The following is a 15644-nucleotide window of genomic DNA, read 5'->3' on the forward strand; positions in this document are numbered from 1 at the left end:
CGGCGAAACGGTGACGTATGAGCCACTCACGCACTGTCGAGATAGAGGGCCACATCATCGACAGCGGAACGATGCAGCGCTGTTTCGGCGCGGTGATGGACCTCGGCGGCTCCTTCGACGTCGAGCAGTTCGACGTGGGGACCCACGAGGAGGCCGAGTCGTACTGTCGCATGGCCGTCTCGGCAGACGACGCGGAGACGCTTCAGGCGATCCTCCACGAGCTTCACCAGAACGGCGCGGTGTTAGAGAACCCGACCGACGTGGACCTCGTCGCCGCGCCCGCGGACAAGGTCGTCCCGCCGAACTTCTACTCGACCACGAACCACCCGACCGAGGTGCTGTACGAGGGCGAGTGGATCGAGGTGGAGCGCATCGAGATGGACTGCGCGCTGGTCGTCGAACCAGACGGTCCCGCGGGCGGCCCCCGAGCGTACACGAAGGTGCTTAACGCGGTCAAACAGGGAGACCTGATCGCGACCGACCAGTCCGGGATCCGGGTGCGACCCCCGGAGCGTCCGCGGAGCGGCGGCGGCGCGTTCGGGTTCATGCAGGGCGGCGTCTCCTCGGAGCGCCCCTCCGAGTCGACGATCCGCGAGGTCGCCGAGGAGCTCCGAGCGGTGAGCGAATCGGGCGGGAACGTGATGGTCGTCGCCGGCCCCGCGGTGATCCACTCGGGCGCGGGCGACGCGCTCGCGAAGCTGGTCGAGGCGGGATACGTCGACGCGCTCTCGGCCGGGAACGGGTTCGCGACCCACGACTTGGAGCGCTCGCTGTACGGCACCTCGCTCGGAATGGACGTGGAGACGCTCGAACACCCGCGGAAAGGGCACAAACACCACATCTGGACCATCTCGGAGATCATCCGCGCCGGCGGGATCGAGGCGGCCGTCGAAGACGGGATCGTCGGTGAGGGCGTGATGTACCAGTGCGTGAAAAACGACGTCGACACCGTGCTCGCGGGCTCGATCCGCGACGACGGACCGCTTCCGGACACCATCACCGACGCGGTCGAGGCGCAGGACGCCATCCGCGATCAGGCGCACGACGCCGACATCGTGTTGATGCTCGCGACGCTGCTGCACTCCGTCGCGGTCGGGAACTGCCTGCCGTCGACGACGAAGACCGTCTGCGTCGACATCAACCCCGCCACCGTCACGCAGCTGCTCGATCGCGGCTCGGCGCAGGCGGTCGGGATGGTCACGGACATCGGGACGTTCGTCCCCACGCTCGCGGAGTTCGTGCTCGACCAGGCGGAGATGACCGACGAGAACGTCGGACTCGACGGGGCCGCCGATCACGACCGCCACTGTGCCGACGGTGAGTAACGTGACCGTCTCGCTCCGACCGTACGACCCCGAGACCGACGCGGACGGCCTGTACGACTGCAAGCTCGCTTTCGAGCGCGGCCTCGGCGAGAACACCGGCGGCGACGAGAAGGCCGCGGCGTACGAGGAGAAGCTTACCGACGACTACCGAGACCGATGGCTCGCGTGGGTCGGTCGCTGCGTCGCCGACGACGAGCGGTGCGTGACGGTCGCGGTCGACGCGACGGCTGATCTGGACGCCGACGAGCGGAGAGACCCCGGCACCGATGAGGACATCGTCGGCTACGTCTTCGTCCTCCCCGAGCGCCTCGCGATGATCTGGGACGCCGCCGTGATCAACGAGCTGTACGTCGCGCCCGCGCACCGCGGGACGGGAGTCGCCGACGACCTCATGGCCGCCGCCGTCGACCTCGCCGGCGATCAGGCCCTCCCGCTCGACCGGATCGCGCTCGACGTCGATCCGGCGAACGGGCGGGCCCAGGCGTTCTACGACCGCCACGGGTTCGATTCGTGGGGCGAGATGGTCGCGCGGCCGCTGAACGACGACTGATCTGGCAGCCGCTCGGCGGCAACCGATCCGGGTCCCCGTAGGCGCCGTCCCCGAAACTACAAACCTCCCAGTCTGTTCTGCGGATCCATGTACGACATCGGCATCGTCGGCTGCGGCGTGATCGGGAACCGACTCGCCGCCGCGATCGACGCCCACGACCGGTTCGCGCTCGCCGCCGCCTGCGACCTCGACGCCGATCGAGCCGCGGCGCTGGCGGCCGACCACGGAACCGACGACACGGTGACGACGACCGACCACGAGACGCTCGTCGATCTCGACGGGCTCGACGCGGTGTACGTCGGCGTCCCGCCGCTGGCTCACGAGGAAGTCGTCGCGAGCGCGCTCGCCGCGGACCGACACGTGATCTGCGAGAAGCCGATCGCCGCCGACGCCGAGACCGGGCGCGCGATGACCGAGCTGGCCGCGGAGACGGACCGCGTCACGGCCGTGAACCTCCCGTTCCGGTACACGCCGGGGTTCGTCCGCCTGCGGGAGCTGGTCGCCGACGGGGCGATCGGCGACCCGCGCCGCGTCGAACTGCGGTTCCGCTTCCCGCAGTGGCCCCGCGAGTGGCAGGACGTCTCCTGGCTCGAATCCCGCGAGCAGGGCGGCCCGCTGCGGGAGGTCGGAACGCACTTTCTGTTCGGCGTGCAGGAACTGTTCGACTCCGTCGACGCCGTGAGCGCCGACGTCGGCTACACCGGGCCGGAGACGTACGAAGACGACGTCGTCGGGACGTTCAGAGCCGGCGGCGTCCGCGGCACGCTCGACCTGCTGTGCGACCACGAGGGCGACGAGGCGAACGCGATTACGGTCGTCGGCGAGGACGGGTCGCTGACGCTGACGGCGTGGCACCGGCTCGTTCGCGACCGCGGTCGCGAGAGCGAGTCGGCCCTCGTCGACGAGCGGGGTGACACCACGGCGACGCTGCTCGACGAGTTCGCGGCCGCGATAGACGGTGAGTCGGGCGACCTCGTGTCGTTCGACGAGGCGACCCGGGTGCAAGAGGTACTCGACGCGATCCACGCGTCGGACGGCGACCGGGTCGAACTTGCTGGACGGTAGGCGTTGGACTCGCGGGACGACAGGGGTCGATTTGTGGCGCGATACTGCCGAGACACGTTTCCGCCGTCGACTATATGAACGAGGTGTCGATGCTACCCGATGAGAACGCCGGACAGGAGTTATGGTGCCGTCCTCACTACACTCACGTATGAGTTATCTGGTTGCCACTGACGGTTCCACCGAGGGCGATAAGGCGGTCCGATACGCGGCACGGCAGGCGGTCGCGTTCTACGAGACACTCGAAATCGCGCACGTACTCACTCCGGACTCGGAGCTCGTTGACGGGACGATCATCCTGCCGGGCGAGGAGGCGGCCGTCGAAGCCGGGCAGGGAATCCTCGAGAACGCGCGACGGATCGCCGAGGAGGCGGTCGGCGACGAGCCGATCGACATCGAAACGCAGCTACTCACCGGACGGCCGGCCAATTCGATCACCGAGTACGCTCGCGAACAGCCAGTGGCCGCGATTTACGTCGGCCACCGCGGGCTGAGTGAGGAGCGCGAGCGAGTCGTCGGCAGCGTCGCGAAGAGCGTTGTCGACAAGGCCGACGTTCCCGTGACGGTGATCCGCTAAGTGTGAGTCCCCGTCGGTCGATGTCTCGTCGGTCGTTGACCCCGCGGCGGCTGCAAGGCCAGCGACGGCGACGGTCGCAGCGGCGAGAACGCGACTGCTAGCCACCAGACGCTCCCGATACATTCGACTGACACGGCCGCGCGGGGCGGTAGTAAGAACGTATTTACGGTTGTGCATTGTATTGGAACATGTATGAATCAGAATGTCGGTGTGACAGATAAGCGCGTTCGGACGGCCCTCGGCGCCGTGTTCGGCGCCCTTTCGCTGAGCGTACTTGCGGGAGCCGTTCCGCTTCCGAGTATCGCCGCACTCGTGTTCGGTATCGCCGCCACCGCGATGCTCGCGACGGCGGCGACTGGAACCTGCGGGCTCTACTCGTTGATCGGGGTCGACACCTGTTCGGTGTCGCCCGGCGACTCGAAGTAAACTAGATTGCCGTATCGCAGGAGCGGGTCGCAGCCGACGCGTCACAGGGACTGAAAACGAGTCTGGTTCTGTCGCGAGGGGGGTGCCTCGTAGCCGATTTTCGGATCCGTTCCACCGTCGACGGCAGCCTCAAGTGTGTTCACTCGTAACATACATATGGACGCTCGACCGGAGCGACAGCGGGACGTGACGGGCCGTGAGAATCGACTCGCTCCCGTCAACAGGGGTGTAGTTGCGTGAGTGACGACCCGAACGATCCGACCGTCCTCGTGATCGGCGGCGGCGCGACCGGCGCCGGTATCGCCCGCGATCTGACGCTGCGCGGCGTCGACGTGACGCTCGCGGAACGCGGCGGGCTCGCGGGCGGCACGTCGGGGCGTTCGCACGGGTTGCTCCACAGCGGGGCGCGGTACGCCGAGGCCGACGCGCCCGGCGCCGCGGAGTGTCTGGCCGAGAACCGGACGCTCCGCGATATCGCCGGCGCGTGCGTCCGCGAGACGGGCGGGCTGTTCGTTCGACTCGACGGCGACGATCCCGAGTACTTCGAGGAAAAACTGAGCGCCTGCGAAGAGATCGGCATCGAGACGGAGCGGATCGACGGAGACGCCGCACGGGAACTGGTCCCTGGACTCGCCGATGAGGTCGCCGAGGCCTTCCGCGTCCCGGACGGCGTCATCTATCCGTCGCGGCTCGTGGCCGCGAACGCGGCCGACGCGGAACGCCACGGAGCGACCGTCCACACCCACGCCCCGATCGAGGAGATCGAGACGGCTCACGACGGGGAAGACGCCGACGGAGGCGGCGTCTCGGCGGTCCACGTCGGCGGCGATGTCGACGCGACACTCGACCCGGCGTACGTCGTCAACGCCACCGGGGCGTGGGCCGATCGGATCGCGGGACTGGCCGGCGTCGAGGTCGGGATGGCCCCCAGCCGCGGCGTGATGGTCTCGGTCGAGTACGACGGTCTCGGTCCGGTGTTGAACCGGTGTCGCGACCCCGACGACGGCGATATCGTCGTGCCCCACGACGGCGAGGTCGTACTCGGAACGACGAGCGTTCCGGTCTCGGATCCGGACGACTACGAGACCGCCGACTGGGAGGTCGAGCGCTCCGTCGAGGAGTGCGCGGCGATGCTCCCGGGAGTCGCCGACGCGCCCGAAGTCAGGACCTGGTGGGGCGTCCGGCCGCTGTACGGCCCCGACGAGGCCGGGGCGAACCGACGGGGAATCTCCCGAGGATTCACGCTTATCGATCACGGCGACGAAGGGGTACCGAACCTGTTCAGCGTGGTCGGCGGTAAACTGACGACGTATCGAGAGATGGCCGAAGTGACCGCCGACCGCGTCTGTGAACGGCTGGGCGTCGACGCGTCCTGTGAGACGGCGACCGAACCCCTCCCCGGCGCCGACGACCCGGCGCAGCTCGACGCGTTCGTCGAGCGCTACGGCGGCGCGAACCCGACCGACGCCGACGTCGTCTCCGCAGCTAGGGAGTGAATCGTCGGGTGACTACTCGTCGTCGATGAGCCCGCCGAACACCGCGCTCGCGGTGTCGGGCACGTCGAAGTCGTGGTAGTGCTCCCCCTTCTCGTTCGAGAGGATGTTGAGCGCGGCGGCCGCGCCGTCGCCGGCCGCGATGACCGCCTGCCACTCCTCGGCGCGGACCATCCCGCCGGTCGCGTAGGCGCCCGCGACGCTCGTCTCCATCGAGACCCCGACGTCGACGGTGTCGTCGTCGCCGAACTCGCAGCCGAGTGACTCGGCGAGGTCGCGGTTCGCGCCCGTCGCTAACACGACGTAGTCGGCCTCGTACTCACCGTCTTCCGTGGTCAACGCGAACCCGTCGCCGGACGACTCGACCTCGGTGACCTTTTCGTCTTCGCGGCGGTCGACGCCGAAGTCGTCGACCTGCTGGCGGGCGGTCGCCATGAACTCGCTGCCGCCGACCGAGCCGATGCCGAGATAGTTGAACAGATGCGCCTTGTGCATCCACGTCTTATCGGTGTCGAACAGAACCGTCTCAAGTCCGTTCTTTCCCGCGAACAGTCCCGCGCTGAGTCCGGCCGGTCCGCCGCCGACGATAGCTACGTCTACCATGTGCGTGATAAATGGTCGCGTGCGTGATAAGCGCTGGTGAAACCGGTGATCCGGAGGGTCGACGGTATTCGGAGCGCCGACAGTATCCGGACAATCAGCCGACTCGACCGCGGCGGGCGTTCGGATGACCGGCACGGAGCCGAAGTTACTTCCACTCGTCGATATTGTCTAATGTATGAACGCGGCTCCGCCGGTGGTGTCGGTCTACGCTCCCGGATCGAAGGCCCTCGTTCGCGGAGTCTCGCTGCTCGTCGTCGCTCTCGCCCTGCTCGTCCTCCTCGTCGGGTTCGCGGGATCCGCGGCCGCCGCAGCCGGGGTCGACAGTGGGATTCAGACGCTCGGAGACGGCACTGACGCCGCGAACTCGACTCCGCTCGACGACGCGAACGGGACGACGACGGTGATCGTCCGGTTCACACCCGTCGAGGAGCCGGACGAGCTCGGATCGTCCGACGGTGACGGATCGGAAGCAGTCAGCGACCTCCGCGAGCACGCCGCCGCGGAGCAGACGGCCTTCGAGTCGTTCGCCGACGCGCGTCCGGGGGTCACCGTCGAGCGCGAGTTCTGGCTGGCGAACGCGATGCTCGTTACGGTCGACGCCGACGCGGTCGATACCGCGGACCTGCTCGCGGTCGCGAACGTCACCCGAATTCACGAGAACGTCGCGATCGAGACGCTTGACGGCGGGGTGGCGGCGAGTGCTTCGCAACCGGCCGCGTTTCGGGCTGTACCCCATCCGCCGCAGATCGACGCCGAGCCGTCGGGGACGCACACGGCCGGGCTACGCCTCGTCGACGCGCCGACGGCGTGGGAGCGCTTCGGCACCCGTGGTGCGGGCGCGAGCGTGGCCGTCATCGACACGGGCGTCGACCCCGCACATCGGGATATCACGGTCGCCGGTTGGGCGTCGTTCGACGAGAACGGGACCCTCCTGAGCGACGATCGCGCGGACGCGGTCGACCCCGACGGCCACGGTACCCACGTCGCCGGAACGGTCAGCGGGGGGAACGCCTCGGGGACACACATCGGGGTCGCACCCGACGCCGACCTGTACGCGATCGACGCGTTCGGCGAGGACGGGTCAGCGACGTTCGCGGGCGTGCTCGCGGCGATGGAACACGCGACCGTCGAGAACGACGCCGACGTGCTCCAGATGAGCCTCGGCGCCAACGGAACGTTCCGGGGATTCATCGCTCCGGTCCGCAACGCCCGCGCGACGGGATCGATCGTCGTCACGGCGGCCGGAAACGAGGGGCCGGACACCTCGTCGGGTCCCGGAAACGTCTATGACGCGCTCGCGGTCGGTGCGGTCGATCACGACCGAGCGGTGGCCGCGTTCTCCAGCGGGCAGCCGATCAACGCCACCGCCGCGTTCGGAGCGTACCCAGACGACTGGCCCGAGCACTACGTCGTGCCGGACGTGACGGCACCCGGCGTCGGCGTCGTGAGCGCGGCGGCGGGAACGACCGACGGGTACGTCCGCCGACAGGGGACCAGCATGGCGGCCCCGCACGTCTCCGGGATCGCGGCGCTCGCGGTCGCGGCCACGGACGGGCGGGTCACCGACGCGGATCTGCAGGCCGCGATCGTCGACACCGCGGTTCACCCGACCGGCGCGTCGAGCCCGGACGCCCGATACGGTCACGGGGTCGCCGACGCGCCCGCCGCCGTCGCGGCCGCCGTAGAGGCGACGCCCCCGGAACCGGAGCCGACAGAGAGCGGTGGGGGTACCGCCGAGGGCGTCGAAGACGGTGTCGCCGACGATGCACAGACGAACGACGATATCCCCGGATTCGGACCGCTCGTCGCGGTCGTGTCACTCGCTGCGGCTGCGTCGCTCGTCCGACGTACGAGAAGGGGACCGGGAGACCGCTGAGCGCGACGTCGGCGGGGCGCTCCGACCCGGTTACTCCGTGAAGTCGCTCAGTGAGCCGCCGGGCGTGTCGTCTGCTGGCTCTCCGTCCGTGCCGCTTGGTTGGTCGACGTCCGTCTCGTCCGTGCCGCTTGGTTGGTCGACGTCCGTCTCGTCCGTGCCGCTATCCGTCTCGTCCGGCTCACCCCACGGATCGTCGGGATCGACGGGTTCGACGGCCCGGTCGAGTTCGTCGGCGTCGTAGTCGTGGTCCTCGTCCAGCAGCATCGCGAGACGCTGCCACCGCGCGCTCTGCTCGTCCTCGCCCTCCGGGCCGACGCGGGCACCGTGCGTCTTGAAAAAGCGCGTACCGCGGCCGAGTCGCGCCCCCTCGCCGGTGTGGCCGTCGAAGATCGCGTCGAAGGTCCCCTCCGGTTCGAGCTTGCCGACGGGGAAGTCGTGGGCGGGCTCCTCGCCGCGCTCGCGGGCCTCGGCGCGGCGGTCGGCGACGGCCGAGAAGTACGCGTCGGCGTTGGAGGCCTCGCGCGTCGAAGTTGCGCGGGCGGCCGCCAGCGCGGCGTGGATCGCGCAGAGTCGGCCCTTCCACTCGGCGGGCTCCCAGCGCTCCGTGGCGAGCTCCTCGTAGCGCTCGATCGCGAGGGCGACGTCGCTGCCGGCGCGGAGGTCCTCGACGACGTAGAGGGTGAGGCGGTCCCAGAGGTTCCAGGCGTAGCCGGAGCGGGCGAGCTCCCACGCGGCCCACGCGGCGACCTCCTCGTCGGAGCGGCGCACGGCCTTCTGGAGGAGGCTGGAGACGACGTAGCGGCCGTACCCGCCGTCGGTCTCGTTCGGTTCCTTCGGCTCGCCGAAGTCGTTCTCGCCGGTCGCGTCCGGCGTCGTGTCGGTCTCCAAGCTCCCGTCCGACCCGAACGTCGCCTGTCTGTCGTCGCCGTCGGCCATACGTTCGCTCCCGCCGCGAGCGACTTAAAAATCCCGCGCGGGCGTCGATCGCGTCGGTCGTCGATGGCCCCTCGGGCGGTCGATCCGTGCCGCGGTACGTCGGATCACACCTGCACTGAAAGGGAACCCTTAAGTCGGATCCAGCGGGTAGAATAGCTTGCCCGCCCTTAGCTCAGCCTGGTAGAGCAGCCGACTGTAGATCGGCTTGTCCCCCGTTCAATTCGGGGAGGGCGGACTTTCTCTCAAAGCGATTCGTAGCCGACTGTGGACCGACTTGTCCCCTCGTCCTCGCGAGCGTAGCGAACGAGGGCTCGGAAGACGGTCCAATACGACAGACAACTCCTCAAGCTCTCACGGCCCGCGCACTGCCAACGTAGTGGCAGTATTCTATCCAATTTCTTACATACTACTTTAATATTTATTACGATAATTGATTAAGAATGTCTGTAGGACAAGAACTCCTCGACGTGCCGTTTCCCGAGATGGTGGCCAGCATGGGGCAGGGCATCGCTGACGCCCAGAACCAGTTAGACATGAACTCGGTGGAGGTGGCGAAGATCCTCGCCGAGACGGAGATCGAGGTCGTCCCGGCGATCACGCGAACGATCGGCTCGGACGGCGACGTCACCTACGACTCCGCGGATCCGATCGACGTCTCACTGTTACAGGCGGGGTTGTTCCCCACGTTCTACCAGTTCTCCGAGGCCGTCATCGAGGTCGAGATGGACATCAAGACGACGACCGAGCGCGAGACCGACATCGACGTGAGCGCCAAAGCGAGGGCCGGATTCGGTCTCTGGGGCGGCAGCATCCAGACCGACGTGAGCCACAACCGGAAGTTCGGCAAGGAGGTCCACGGGACGAGCAAACTGAAGACAACGATGGTCCCGGTGCCGGAGCCGCCGTACCTCTTCCCCGAAGTCGAGACGGTTGACAACCGACCGACCGAGTGATAGCCCCCGTCCGCTCCGGGTCGACGGCGACTGACCGTCTCCCGATCCGCGAAACGTCATCACGACACTCGTGCCACGACATTCATGCCACTACGCGCCCATCACCTACCGCCGCGCAGTACCGCCTCCGACCGACCGACGCGACCGATCGCCGACGTCCCGTTCGACGACCTCGTCTACCTGCTGGCCGAGGGCGTCGCCGACGCCCAGACGGCCCTCGACGCTCACACCGCGGAGATGCTCGACACCCTCGCGGAGACGACGGTCGACGTCGTTCCCAGCGTCACCCGCACTATCGACGTCGACGGATCGATGACGACGGCGACCGCCCCCGCGGAGTCCCGCTCCCTGCTCGAACTCGGACTCACGCCCGCCCGGTATCAGTTCAGCGACGCGACGATCGAGGTCGAGGTCGACGTTAGCGTCACGGAGCGAGACGGACGCGATCTCGACCGTGAGGGAGAACACACGGAGCGACCGCTCGAGCTACAGGCGGGAACGCAGCGCGTGATCGACCGACGGTCTTTCGACCGCGAGGCCAGCGCAAACGCCCGACTCGCGGCGCGGCTCCAACCGACGCCGCTGCCGAGCCCCGCCAGACCGACTGCCGAGCTCGAGGCCGTCGAGGGGGATCTCCGTGGCGACTGATCGGTGGCTCGAGCGACCGCTCAAGGAGTTCATTCGCGCCGTCGCCTTCTCCGTCGCGGAAGGCCAAGAGGAAATGGACCGCCGAGCCGTGCAGTCCCAGCGGGCGATCGAACGGGAGATCGAAGACGGGAGTCTCGCCTACGACCTCGACGCGTCGTGGCTCCGGTTTTCGGAGGTCGAGGCGGACCTGGAGCTGACGCTCTCGATCGAGGGTCGTGAGATCCGGGACCCCGAGACGAAGAAGGTCCGGGGGTATAAACCGGTGGTGAGCGCGCTGCCGCTGAACCACCGCGTCAAACACGAGTACGACGTCGACGCCGAGCTCGCGAGCGAGGTGCGACTCCGCATCGCGCCGGTCCCGCCCGAGACCCGTCAGCCATGAGCGACTGGTACGAGACCCGCGACGACACGGTCCGTCTCGGCGAGGCGTTTCAGTTGGAGGAGATTCGCCAGCTCGAAGTCGAGAAGCTCGAGACCATCGAGCGGGCGGCCATCGAGCGACTGATCACCGGCCAGCAGGAGTCGCTCGTGCGACTCCAGACCGACGTGCTCGAGGTCAAAACCGAGCGAAACGCGCTGGAGCGCCAGCTCTCGACCCTCGAAGACGAGCGCGGACGGCTCCAAGACCGAATCCGTGAGCTCGAAGCCAACAGACCGGCGCTGGAGCCGAAGACGGTGTTCGCGAACCTCGGCGCCGCGCTCCAAGAGGTCGACGACGACCTCAAGGGCGAGCGCTACCGCGTCGACGACGTCGACTTCACGCTCAAGACGAACGTGATCCAGACGGAGGACGGACTGCGGATGCATCTTCCGTCGCTGGACGAGACCTCCGCGTCGGCGAATCTCAGCGAGGTTTCCTTCCGGCTGCGCGCACCCCGGGGGGAGCCGAAGCGCGAGCGACCGAGATACACGGACGTGCCCGACCTCCGCGGACTGTCGCGCGAGGTCGCGGCGCGGCGCCTCGCTTCGGCCGAGTTGGCCGTCGGAGCGGTCGACCGGATCGCCGACCCGGACGCCGCGCCCGGAACCGTCGTCGAGCAGTTCCCCGAGCCCTACACGGTCGCGGAGCCCGAGGCACCGGTCGATCTCGTGCTCGCCGCCGAGTCCGAGCCGGAGTCCGAGCCTGCAGCGGAGCCGGAGTCCGAGGACGAGAACGAGCACGAGGCGAGCGACGACGCGGACGAACCCGCCGGGCGCGACGCGGACGCGAACGACGCCTCCAACACGCGAACGGATCCCGAAGACGACCGAGAAACGGATCCCGAAGACGACCGAGAAACGGATCTCGAAGACGACGACCGGGAGTCCGGTGACGATGAGCGCGCCCGGATGGAGACGTTCCGGCGCGCGATCGCCGAGGTCGACCCCGAGAACGGTGACGCGGTCGTCGATCGATTGCGCCGTGCCGGCGTGACCGATCTCGAGTCGCTGATCCGACCGGACCCCGAGGAGCTCGCGGAGACGCTGTCGATTCCGGCCGACCGTATCGTCGCCCTTCAGGAGGGACTCGGCGGCGACCGCGAGCCGATCGCCTTGGAAGCGGTGTCGGGAATCGGGCCGACGTACGCGAGCCGGCTTCGTGATGCGGGCGTCCAGAACGCCTCACAGCTCGCAACGCTCGACCCGGAGACGGTCGCCGACGTCGCGCGGGTGTCGACGAGCCGGACGGGGGACTGGATCGAACAGGCACAGCGGATGGCAAAGGGTGCATGACCCTTGCGGAGCGGTTCGGCGCGTCGATCGAAATAACGGGACCAGATCCGGAGACGGAGGGGTTCTTCCTCGTTACGCGGCGGGACGAGGTCGACCACGACGCGTTCGTCGCCGGGCTCCTCGGACTGGTGGGGACTGCGGGTCGGCTCGTGCTTCACCACCGATCCGGGTTCGCCGTCGTTCGGCTCCCGTTCGGCCGAGCTCAGCGGCTGAAGGGGCTGCCGTGGATCGACGCCGTCGGCGGGGTTCGGTTCGACCCGGAGCAGTTCGCCGCGATCACGGGGGCTCCCGTTGCGTGAAGAGCGGGCTCCTAATTCTCAACTCGATCATTCGCATCGACAGCGTATTTACGTCTCGAATGCAACCGATCAGACATGACTCTCGTCGTGGTGCCGGTCCGGTACCCGCCGTCGTCGCACTCCGAGGCGACCCTGCGGGAGGCCGTTCGCGTCGCCGAAGAGCGCGACGCCGACCTCACGATCCTCCACGTAGATCTGTACCAGAACTCCGGCGGCGTTTCTCGGGGCGACCTCAAGCGTGCGGTCGAGCGGCGCATCGGTCAGGTGGACCGCGCGCGATACGTCGTCCGCCGCGGCTTTCTCGTCGAGGAGACGATCCTGGAAGAGATCGTCGCCGAGGGTGCCGACGTCGTCGTCATCGGCTCGAAGCAGGCGGGACGGTGGCGGCGGATGGTTCAGAAACTGCTCTCAGACCCCGACATCGACTCGTTCCTTCGGGGCGAACTCGACTGCACCGTCATCACCGTCGACGGTGACGGCGAGACCACGACCGTCGACGGCGCGGGCGTGGACGAACCGCCGCTGCCGGACGACACGGCGGACGACTAAGCAATCGCTGACCCCCTGTCGGGCGCGGCGCGGGGAGCATCATCGCTGCGGGCTCCTCTTCCCGTGCGGCGGCGCCCCAGAAACGATCACTCCTCCCGTGCGACCTCGTACTGCCGCTCGTATTCGATGACGGTCGCGACGCGGTCGGCGATCTCCTCGCCGAACTCCCGGCCGACGATGTACAGCGCCAAGTCGATCCCCGAGGTCACGCCGCCAGCGGTGAGCAGGTCGCCGTTGTCGACCACTCGAGCGTCCACCACGTTCGCGCCCGACGCCCGGAGCTCGTCGATCGCGGCCGCGTGCGTGACCGCTCTTCGCCCGTCCGTCACGCCGCCCTCCGCGAGCAGCATCGACCCGGTGCAGACGGAAGCGATCCGCGTTCCGGCAGCGTGATAATCGGCGAGCGCGCGCGGCACGTCCCCCTTCTGCGCTTCCGCCCACGCGCTCGCCTCCTCGTCGCGCGCGCTCCACCCGCCGCCGGGGACGACCAGCAGGTCGGGCGCGTCGGCGTCGCCCGGTGCCGGGAGCGTCCCGTCGATCCCGACTCGGGTCCCGTGGCTCGCGGTCACCGTCTCGCGCTCGTCGAGCGTGACGTACCGGACGCGCCCGGCTCGATCCCCGTCTTCACCGGCGTAGCCGAGCGCGTAGTCGAACACCTCGTACGGGCCGATCCCGTCGAGTTCGTCGAAGCCGTCGTACAGCAGAATGTCCACGTTCATGTGGACCCGGACGCCGGCCGGTGGCTTGTGCGTTCCCCATCCGGCAGTCATCGGGACAGCGCAACGAGCGGGGACAGCGCAACGTGGGGGGTCGGTGCCGATCCCGCGATCGCCGCGTCACGCGGCGGGGACCGGTATCGCTGCTCCGACAGCGAGTCACGCGGAGTCGAAGGCGGTCGCGATCGCGTCGATATCGCTCGCGACCCGATCGCGGTCGACGTGCTCGCCGCGATACGCCCGCTCGACGACCCCATCGGGATTGGCGAGAATCGTGACGACCACGTGGGTGAAATCGTACCCCTCCAGGCGGTCGCTCTCGGTCGTTCGCTCGAACCCGATCCCCAGCCGCTCGTCGACGATCCGCTTCGCGTCCTCGCGGGTCTCGGGCCGGAGGTAGTGCCAGTTGCCCGCATCGAGGTCGACGCCGATTCGCTCGGCGTTCTCCCTGAGCGCGGCCTCGTCGTCGCGCACCGGGTCGAAGGTGATCGGGAGGAAGGCGGCGTCGTCCGTCAGTCCCGCGTCCGCGACCCGCTGCTGGACGCCGACGAGCCGACGGAGGAGCACGTCGCACTCGACCGGGCAGGTCGTGAACACGCCCGTCACGACGGCAGTCCGGTCCAGTTCGGTGCTGTCTAGCGTCGTCCCCGTCAGGGGGTCGGGAAGCTCGAAGGCGGGGAGCCGCTGTCCGTACGCGGGGTACGCGAGGGCCTCGCTGTCGGCGATCTGATCGTCTTGGGGATCGAGGACGACGCCGTCGGGCCCGTCGTCGAACAGCTGCGACGTACAGCCCGCGGTGCTCCCGGTCGCCATCGCGCCGATTCCGCCGAGCAGCGCCCGCCGTCTCATGGTGCGATCGACGGACTCCGGACCGATAACGCGTCTGGTGCGACCGTCGAACGGGACGGGGCGCGGCGGCGGACGTGAACTCACAACGGCGCGTAGTAGGGAATCGGCGGGTGCGGCAGGGGCACGCCGAGCGTCGCGAGCCCGTGCTGCAGGGGGATGTACCCGAGCGCGACGAACGCGACGCCGAGCGCCCTGTGTAGCCGCAAGCGAGTCGCGACGCTCACCGACTGGAACACCGTCCCGAAGAGGAACATCGCGGGAACCGTTCCGAGGCCGAGCGCGCCGAGCGCGACCGCGCCGCCGGGCGCGCTCCCTTGCACGAACGCGTAGAGGAACGCCGGATACAACAGCGGACAGGGAAGGAACCCGTGTGCCGCGCCGAGACCAACGATCCGCCAGTCGCCGACCCACGCGTCGACGCGCGGGACGATCCGCCCGGTGACGAACCCCGACGCCGCGTCGAGTCCCGGGACCGGCAGCGACTGCATCTCCAGTCGGAGGGCGTACCGGAGCCCGATGGCGACGATGACCCCACCGACGGCGATCCCGGTGAGCGCGTGGACGTCGGCGGCGACCGCCGTGACGGTCCGCCCGGTGACGAACACCAGGCTTCCGGCGAGTCCGAACAGCGCTCCGATCGCCGCGTAGCTCGCCGCGCGTCCGAGGTTGAACAGGCCGTGCTGGCGGACCTGCCGAACGGTGAGGTGGTCGTCGCGCCGCCCGGCGGGTCTCCTGTTGCCACCGTTTTCGCCATCCCCGCCGCTTCCGCCCCCGCTTCGAGTACCGCCGGCACCGTCGGTCCGCATTCGATCCGCGTACGTGGACACGAGAGGACCGCACATCCCGAGGCAGTGAGCGCCGCCGAGCAGGCCGATTAGCGCGAAGACGGCGAGCCCGATCGGCTCGCTCGAATGGATGGTTCCCGACGGCTCACACGTCGTGAGCGGGACCCGCGGCGGTAACGGGGGGGCAGTCATCGCGGTCAGGAGCGATTCGACGCCGCCCGCGAACGCGCGCATGCTCGGGTTTCGAGGCGTGCGGTCCTAACGGATCTGGTGCGAACGCCGAA

General features: G+C 68.7%; 18 protein-coding genes and 1 tRNA gene. 14 read left to right on the forward strand and 5 right to left on the reverse strand.

Annotated features, from left to right (window positions below; genetic code table 11):
- The first annotated feature begins 17 nt into the window (after positions 1-17).
- The 6 genes from ACNSN4_RS11985 (at position 18) to ACNSN4_RS12010 (ending at position 5436) form a co-directional block, all read left to right on the forward strand.
- Positions 18-1325 (forward strand): ornithine cyclodeaminase, nickel-pincer nucleotide-dependent, encoded by a 1308-nt coding sequence (locus ACNSN4_RS11985; RefSeq protein WP_418286049.1) that lies wholly within the window; start codon positions 18-20, stop codon positions 1323-1325.
- A gap of 1 nt (position 1326) precedes the next feature.
- Positions 1327-1875, forward strand: a complete 549-nt coding sequence (locus tag ACNSN4_RS11990; RefSeq protein WP_418286050.1) for a GNAT family N-acetyltransferase — start codon at positions 1327-1329, stop codon at positions 1873-1875.
- Positions 1876-1962: 87 nt separating this feature from the next.
- Positions 1963-2940 (forward strand): Gfo/Idh/MocA family protein, encoded by a 978-nt coding sequence (locus ACNSN4_RS11995; RefSeq protein WP_418286051.1) that lies wholly within the window; start codon positions 1963-1965, stop codon positions 2938-2940.
- A 148-nt stretch (positions 2941-3088) separates the two neighbouring features.
- Complete coding sequence (locus ACNSN4_RS12000; RefSeq protein WP_418286052.1) at positions 3089-3514, forward strand: universal stress protein; 426 nt, start codon at positions 3089-3091, stop codon at positions 3512-3514.
- Positions 3515-3706: 192 nt separating this feature from the next.
- Complete coding sequence (locus ACNSN4_RS12005) at positions 3707-3940, forward strand: YgaP family membrane protein (protein WP_418286053.1); 234 nt, start codon at positions 3707-3709, stop codon at positions 3938-3940.
- Positions 3941-4176: 236 nt separating this feature from the next.
- Positions 4177-5436, forward strand: a complete 1260-nt coding sequence (locus tag ACNSN4_RS12010) for an FAD-dependent oxidoreductase (RefSeq protein WP_418286054.1) — start codon at positions 4177-4179, stop codon at positions 5434-5436.
- Between the two features lie 12 nt (positions 5437-5448).
- Here ACNSN4_RS12010 and ACNSN4_RS12015 read toward each other — a convergent pair whose 3' ends face one another.
- Positions 5449-6036: an NAD(P)/FAD-dependent oxidoreductase gene (locus ACNSN4_RS12015; RefSeq protein WP_418286055.1), complete on the reverse strand. Its 588-nt coding sequence runs from the start codon at positions 6034-6036 to the stop codon at positions 5449-5451.
- Between the two features lie 175 nt (positions 6037-6211).
- On the opposite strand from ACNSN4_RS12015, the gene ACNSN4_RS12020 reads away from it, so the two are divergent.
- Complete coding sequence (locus ACNSN4_RS12020) at positions 6212-7912, forward strand: S8 family serine peptidase (protein ID WP_418286056.1); 1701 nt, start codon at positions 6212-6214, stop codon at positions 7910-7912.
- 30 nt (positions 7913-7942) lie between these two features.
- On the opposite strand, the gene ACNSN4_RS12025 is transcribed toward ACNSN4_RS12020, so the two are convergent.
- Entirely contained in the window at positions 7943-8848 is a 906-nt protein-coding gene (locus tag ACNSN4_RS12025; protein WP_418286057.1) for a hypothetical protein, read from the reverse strand.
- A 161-nt stretch (positions 8849-9009) separates the two neighbouring features.
- Between ACNSN4_RS12025 and ACNSN4_RS12030 the strand changes: the two genes are divergently transcribed.
- The 7 genes from ACNSN4_RS12030 (at position 9010) to ACNSN4_RS12060 (ending at position 13010) form a co-directional block, all read left to right on the forward strand.
- Positions 9010-9083: transfer RNA gene (locus ACNSN4_RS12030), tRNA-Tyr, on the forward strand.
- A 205-nt stretch (positions 9084-9288) separates the two neighbouring features.
- On the forward strand, positions 9289-9801 hold the full coding sequence (locus ACNSN4_RS12035) for a hypothetical protein (RefSeq protein WP_418286058.1): 513 nt from the start codon (positions 9289-9291) through the stop codon (positions 9799-9801).
- 84 nt (positions 9802-9885) lie between these two features.
- Positions 9886-10449 (forward strand): hypothetical protein, encoded by a 564-nt coding sequence (locus ACNSN4_RS12040; protein ID WP_418286059.1) that lies wholly within the window; start codon positions 9886-9888, stop codon positions 10447-10449.
- Positions 10439-10831 carry a hypothetical protein gene (locus tag ACNSN4_RS12045; RefSeq protein ID WP_418286060.1) on the forward strand — a complete coding sequence of 131 codons (393 nt, stop codon included), beginning with the start codon at positions 10439-10441 and terminating at the stop codon, positions 10829-10831. Before ACNSN4_RS12040 ends, ACNSN4_RS12045 begins: the two co-directional genes overlap by 11 nt.
- Entirely contained in the window at positions 10828-12162 is a 1335-nt protein-coding gene (locus ACNSN4_RS12050; protein WP_418286061.1) for a helix-hairpin-helix domain-containing protein, read from the forward strand. The genes ACNSN4_RS12045 and ACNSN4_RS12050 overlap by 4 nt, the downstream gene beginning before the upstream one ends.
- Entirely contained in the window at positions 12159-12461 is a 303-nt protein-coding gene (locus ACNSN4_RS12055) for a hypothetical protein (RefSeq protein WP_418286062.1), read from the forward strand. Before ACNSN4_RS12050 ends, ACNSN4_RS12055 begins: the two co-directional genes overlap by 4 nt.
- Before the next feature lie 75 nt (positions 12462-12536).
- On the forward strand, positions 12537-13010 hold the full coding sequence (locus ACNSN4_RS12060; RefSeq protein ID WP_418286063.1) for a universal stress protein: 474 nt from the start codon (positions 12537-12539) through the stop codon (positions 13008-13010).
- Between the two features lie 86 nt (positions 13011-13096).
- Here the strand turns inward: ACNSN4_RS12060 and ACNSN4_RS12065 are convergent, their stop codons facing one another.
- The 3 genes from ACNSN4_RS12065 to ACNSN4_RS12075 form a co-directional block, all read right to left on the reverse strand.
- Positions 13097-13729, reverse strand: coding sequence for a DJ-1/PfpI family protein (locus ACNSN4_RS12065; RefSeq protein ID WP_418286064.1), 633 nt, complete (start codon positions 13727-13729; stop codon positions 13097-13099).
- Between the two features lie 156 nt (positions 13730-13885).
- Positions 13886-14575 (reverse strand): SCO family protein, encoded by a 690-nt coding sequence (locus ACNSN4_RS12070; RefSeq protein WP_418286065.1) that lies wholly within the window; start codon positions 14573-14575, stop codon positions 13886-13888.
- Between the two features lie 80 nt (positions 14576-14655).
- A complete protein-coding gene (locus ACNSN4_RS12075) occupies positions 14656-15594 on the reverse strand; it encodes a sulfite exporter TauE/SafE family protein (protein ID WP_418286066.1) in 939 nt (312 codons plus the stop codon).
- Positions 15595-15644: the final 50 nt, after the last annotated feature.

Source organism: Halorubrum marinum, from assembly GCF_048381195.1.
Classification (GTDB): Archaea; Halobacteriota; Halobacteria; order Halobacteriales; family Haloferacaceae; genus Halorubrum.